General features: G+C 44.1%; 6 protein-coding genes. All 6 read left to right on the top strand.

The annotated features are described in order from the left end of the window. The first annotated feature begins 154 nt into the window (after window positions 1-154). The 6 genes from truA to rpoE all read left to right on the top strand — a co-directional run bounded on the left by truA (window position 155) and on the right by rpoE (window position 5,050). Window positions 155-901, top strand: coding sequence for a tRNA pseudouridine(38-40) synthase TruA (truA, locus tag H7T92_RS10295; protein WP_070590501.1), 747 nt, complete (start codon window positions 155-157; stop codon window positions 899-901). Continuing rightward, window positions 894-1,655 carry a bifunctional hydroxymethylpyrimidine kinase/phosphomethylpyrimidine kinase gene (locus tag H7T92_RS10290; protein WP_201037712.1) on the top strand — a complete coding sequence of 254 codons (762 nt, stop codon included), beginning with the start codon at window positions 894-896 and terminating at the stop codon, window positions 1,653-1,655. Before truA ends, H7T92_RS10290 begins: the two co-directional genes overlap by 8 nt. Further along, entirely contained in the window at window positions 1,645-2,115 is a 471-nt protein-coding gene (locus H7T92_RS10285; RefSeq protein WP_003017988.1) for an ECF transporter S component, read from the top strand. Before H7T92_RS10290 ends, H7T92_RS10285 begins: the two co-directional genes overlap by 11 nt. Before the next feature lie 3 nt (window positions 2,116-2,118). After that, the gene (locus H7T92_RS10280) at window positions 2,119-2,682 is read left to right on the top strand and encodes a TIGR01440 family protein (protein ID WP_070449805.1); all 564 of its coding nucleotides are present in this window, start codon (window positions 2,119-2,121) and stop codon (window positions 2,680-2,682) included. A 128-nt stretch (window positions 2,683-2,810) separates the two neighbouring features. Further along, window positions 2,811-4,094: a trigger factor gene (tig, locus tag H7T92_RS10275; RefSeq protein ID WP_003017990.1), complete on the top strand. Its 1,284-nt coding sequence runs from the start codon at window positions 2,811-2,813 to the stop codon at window positions 4,092-4,094. A gap of 371 nt (window positions 4,095-4,465) precedes the next feature. Beyond that, a complete protein-coding gene (rpoE, locus tag H7T92_RS10270) occupies window positions 4,466-5,050 on the top strand; it encodes a DNA-directed RNA polymerase subunit delta (RefSeq protein ID WP_021154455.1) in 585 nt (194 codons plus the stop codon). The last annotated feature ends 85 nt before the right edge of the window (window positions 5,051-5,135 follow it).

Genomic DNA, 5,135 nt, shown 5'->3' with positions numbered 1-5,135 from the left:
GCCCACTCAACCACTGCGTCTTGCTCGACAATCCAAAAATAATTGAGAGGCTAGGACTTTTGTCCCAGCCTCTTTTTGTGTTTACAAAACTGTACCCGGACAGTTTAATTTTTTCACTCTTGTAACCCCTTCTATATCCTGTTAAAATAAAAACATGACACGATACAAAGCAACCATTTCATATGACGGGACCTTGTTTGCAGGGTTTCAACGCCAACCGCATGCCCGTAGTGTGCAAGAGGAAATCGAGAAGACCTTGACGCGCCTCAATCAAGGAACCCCTGTTACCGTTCATGGAGCGGGGCGGACGGATTCAGGTGTCCATGCTCTTGGCCAGGTGATTCATTTTGATCTCCCCCAAGCGCGGGACGAGGAGAAGCTCCGCTTTGCCCTCGATACCCAAACCCCAGAGGATATTGATTTCATCAGAGTGGAGCAAGTAGAAGATGACTTTCACTCACGCTACAAGAAGCACAGCAAAACCTATGAATTTATCGTGGATTATGGTCGTCCCAAGAACCCCATGATGCGCCACTATGCCACCCACTATCCTTATCCTTTGGATGTGGAAAAGATGCAAGCAGCCATCCAAAAGTTGGAGGGAACCCATGATTTCAGCGGTTTTACAGCTTCAGGAACCAGTGTGGAAGATAAGGTTCGTACGATTACAGAGGCTCGCTTGGTTGAGGATGCAGAACATCATCGCCTTGTCTTTACCTTTTCGGGCAATGGTTTTCTCTACAAGCAAATCCGCAATATGGTGGGAACTTTGTTGAAGATTGGAAATGATCGGATGCCGATCGAGCAGATCGATCTGATTTTAGAAAAAAAGGACCGCAATCTAGCAGGTCCTACAGCAGCACCAAATGGCTTATATTTAAAGGAGATCCGTTATGAGTAATGAATTGATTCTAGCTATTTCAGGAAATGATATTTTTAGTGGGGGAGGTCTTCACGCAGACCTTGCAACCTATACAACCAATAAACAACATGGCTTTGTGGCGGTGACTTGTTTGACCGCTATGACGGAGCACGGTTTTGAAGTGATTCCGGTGGATCCGACGACCTTTGCGCAGCAACTCAACTCTCTCAAGGATGTTCCTTTTTCTGCTATTAAACTCGGTCTTTTGCCAAATGTTGAAGTGGCAGACTTGGCCTTGGACTATGTCAAAGCCCATGCGGAGATCCCTGTGGTACTAGATCCTGTCTTGGTCTGCAAGGAAAGCCATGATGTAGAAGTTTCAGCTCTTCGAGACGAATTGATCAAGTTCTTCCCTTATGTGACCATCATCACGCCAAACTTACCAGAAGCTGAGATCTTGACCCAAAGCAAGATTCAATCGCTCGACGATATGAAGGCGGTAGCGCGCAAGCTCCACGAATTAGGAGCAGCGACTGTCGTGGTTAAAGGGGGCAATCGTCTCAATAAAGAAAAGGCCATCGATGTCTTTTATGATGGGACAGACTTCACCGTCATTGAAGAGCCGGTCTTAGAAAAGAACAATACAGGAGCTGGTTGTACCTTTGCGTCTAGCATTTCCAGCCAGTTGGTGCAAGGGAAATCTCCACTTGAAGCTGTTAAAGCCTCTAAAGACTTTGTTTTCCAAGCGATTCAACATTCAGACCAGTATGGAGTAGTACAATATGACATCTAATCGAACTCAACTCATTGCCCGCCTTTCTATTTTGACAGCCTTGACAGTTGTGCTTGGCTACTATACCAAACTCCCAACTCCGACAGGGATCGTCACCCTGCTAGATCTTGGTGCCTATTTCACAGCCTTCTATTTTGGGCGCAAGGAAGGTGCTATTGTCGGTGGTGTCGGAGCCTTCTTATTGGATCTGATTTCAGGCTATCCTCAGTGGATGTTCTTTAGTCTCCTCTTTCACGGGGGGCAAGGCTATTTCGCTGGCTTCAAGGGCAAAGCTCGTTACCTAGGCTTGCTTCTTGCGACAGTCGTCATGGTAGGCGGTTATGCGCTAGCTTCTGCCCTCTTTTTAGGCAATGGCTGGGGAGCTGCTATCTCGGACATTCCAAATAACCTTGCTCAGAATTTTGTTGGAATGGCTTTAGGCTATGTGGTCTATTATGCATTTCAAAAGAAAGGAAGCTAATTCATGGATCTGGAGCAACTGAAGAAGGATACAAAAGAAATCTTGGTAGATGTCTTGGCAAAAAGCCGTCTCCGCCAAGGACAGATTCTAGTCCTCGGGATGTCTTCAAGCGAAGTTGCAGGAGGGCCAATTGGAAAAGCCTCCAACATCGATATTGCTGAAGCTATTGTCCAGACCTTACTAGATGAGTTGAATCCAAGAGGGATTTATCTGGCGGTACAAGGATGTGAGCATCTCAATCGCGCCTTGGTGGTCGAAAGAGAATTGGCAGATAAGAAGGAGCTAGAAATCGTCAATGTCCTTCCGAGTCTCCATGCAGGAGGTGCTGGACAACTCGCAGCTTTCAAGTATTTTAAGGATCCTGTGGAGGTGGAATTTATCACAGCCCAAGCCGGGTTAGACATCGGAGATACCTCAGTAGGGATGCATGTCAAACACGTGCAAGTTCCAATTCGCCCTATCTTGCGTGAACTAGGTGGAGCCCATGTCACAGCGCTCGCCAGTCGGCCAAAATTGATCGGTGGCGCCCGTGCTCTCTACCTCGATGATCCCATCCGAAAATCATAATCAGAACTAGCTTTAAAGGGCTAGTTTTTTTGGATGAAAAGAGAGGCAAAAACGTTTTAAAACTTGCAATTTCAAAGTTTTGTGGTAAAATTGTAAGGAATGACTATATTATTTTAAGGAGAGACAGAATGTCTGTATCATTTGAAAACAAAGAAACTAACCACGGTGTATTGACTTTCACAATCAGCCAAGAGCAAATCAAACCTGCTTTGGACCGTGTGTTTGAGTCAGTTAAGAAAACTTTGAACGTACCTGGATTCCGTAAAGGTCATATTCCACGTCCAATCTTCAACCAACGTTTTGGTGAAGAAGCACTTTACCAAGATGCTTTGAACGATCTTCTTCCAGCAGCATATGAAGCAGCTGTTAAAGAAGCTGGAATCGAAGTTGTAGCACAACCAACTTTTGATGTTGTATCTATGGAAAAAGGTCAAGACTGGACATTGACAGCAGCTGTTGTCACAAAACCTGAAGTTAAATTGGGTGCTTACAAAGACCTTGAAGTATCAGTAGAAGTTTCTAAAGAAGTAACAGACGCTGATGTGGATGCTCGTATCGAACGCGAACGCAACAACTTGGCTGAATTGGTTGTTAAAGAAGGTGCTGCAGCAGAAGGTGACACAGTTGTGATCGACTTCGTAGGTTCTATCGACGGTGTTGAATTCGACGGTGGTAAAGGTGACAACTTCTCACTTGGACTTGGTTCAGGTCAATTCATCCCAGGTTTCGAAGACCAATTGGTTGGACACTCTGCTGGTGAAACAGTTGATGTGATCGTAACCTTCCCAGAAGACTACCAAGCAGCTGACCTTGCAGGTAAAGAAGCGAAATTCGTGACAACTATCCACGAAGTAAAAGCAAAAGAAGTACCAGCTCTTGACGATGAATTGGCAAAAGACATCGACGAAGAAGTTGAAACTCTTGCTGAATTGAAAGAAAAATACCGCAAAGAATTGGCAGCAGCTAAAGAAGAAGCATACAACGATGCAGTAGAAGCAGCAGCAATCGATCTTGCAGTTGAAAATGCTGAAATCGTTGACCTTCCAGAAGAAATGATCCACGAAGAAGTACACCGTTCAATCAACGAGTTCCTTGGAAACATGCAACGTCAAGGTATCTCACCTGAAATGTACTTCCAAATCACTGGAACAACTCAAGAAGATCTTCACAAACAATACGAAGCAGAAGCTGAAAGCCGTACGAAGACAAACCTTGTGGTTGAAGCAGTAGCGAAAGCAGAAGGCTTCGAAGCAACTGAAGAAGAAATCAACGCTGAAATCGAACAATTGGCAGCAGATTACAACATGCCAGTTGAACAAGTTCGCAACCTTCTTTCACCAGAAATGTTGAAACATGACATCACAGTGAAGAAAGCAGTGAACGTGATCACAAGCACAGCAAAAGTAAAATAATTTAGATAAAAAAGGCTGGGCAACAACTGTCCAGCCTTTGATGTTTGATAGAAATAACTGTATGACGCAGTGGTTGATTGGCATCTTTGTTCGCCTTTAAGCTCCAAAGATGACCTAATCAACTGTGCGGGGGTGGGAAAACGAACTCTTTTTAACTAGTCGGAGTTCTTTCCCACTCCCTTTTCTGATTTCATGGAGAATCCTGGAATTTTCCTTTGACGAAAGGGGAAATTTATCGTACAATAGAGTGTAACGATAAAATGCGTGATAGATTTAGTGACGAGAAGTTTTCAATCTATCATTGAGGATAGGATGAGGTTGAAGACCGGATCCTTCTCCATTTAGGAAATGAAACATAAGGAGATTTACCCTTGGAATTAGAAGTATTTGCTGGACAAGAAAAAAGTGAACTTTCTATGATTGAAGTGGCGCGTGCGATTTTGGAATTACGCGGACGTGACCATGAAATGTACTTTAGCGATCTTGTAAATGAAATTCAAAATTACCTTGAAAAATCAAACAGCGAGATCCGTGAAGCTCTTCCATTGTTCTACACAGAATTGAATGTAGATGGAAGCTTTATCCCACTTGGAGATAACAAATGGGGTCTTCGTTCATGGTATGCCATCGATGAAGTTGACGAAGAAATCATCGCTCTTGAAGAAACAGACGAAGATGAAGCTCCTAAGAAACGGAAGAAAAAACGTGTCAATGCCTTCATGGATGGAGACGAGGATGCGATCGACTACAACGACGACGATCCAGAAGACGAAGAAGTTTACGAAGCAGATCCAGCTCTTTCATATGATGAAGAAAATCCAGACGATGAAAAGAGTGAAGTCGAAGCTTACGATGCTGAAATCAATGAAATCGTACCAGATGATTTGGGTGAGGAAGTTGAATTAAGCGAAGAAGACGACGAAGAAGAGGATTCTGAAGACGAGGAAGAAGAATAAATCATAAGAAGAGGCTGGGACAAAAGTCCTAGCCTCTCAATTATTTTTGGATTGTCGAGCAAGACGCAGTGGTTGAGTGGGCTCT

The sequence above is a fragment of the Streptococcus parasanguinis genome (genome assembly GCF_016648855.1).
Taxonomy (GTDB): domain Bacteria; phylum Bacillota; class Bacilli; order Lactobacillales; family Streptococcaceae; genus Streptococcus; species Streptococcus parasanguinis_L.
The sequence above is the reverse complement of the archived record's forward strand: the minus strand, read 5'-3'. Positions and strand labels throughout refer to the sequence as shown.

What these genes read in the sequence shown, in the direction of transcription:
- truA (WP_070590501.1), top strand. Translation starts at nt 155, where the DNA reads ATGACACGATACAAAGCAACCATTTCATATGACGGGACCTTGTTTGCA.
- H7T92_RS10290 (WP_201037712.1), top strand. Translation starts at nt 894, where the DNA reads ATGAGTAATGAATTGATTCTAGCTATTTCAGGAAATGATATTTTTAGT.
- H7T92_RS10285 (WP_003017988.1), top strand. Translation starts at nt 1,645, where the DNA reads ATGACATCTAATCGAACTCAACTCATTGCCCGCCTTTCTATTTTGACA.
- H7T92_RS10280 (WP_070449805.1), top strand. Translation starts at nt 2,119, where the DNA reads ATGGATCTGGAGCAACTGAAGAAGGATACAAAAGAAATCTTGGTAGAT.
- tig (WP_003017990.1), top strand. Translation starts at nt 2,811, where the DNA reads ATGTCTGTATCATTTGAAAACAAAGAAACTAACCACGGTGTATTGACT.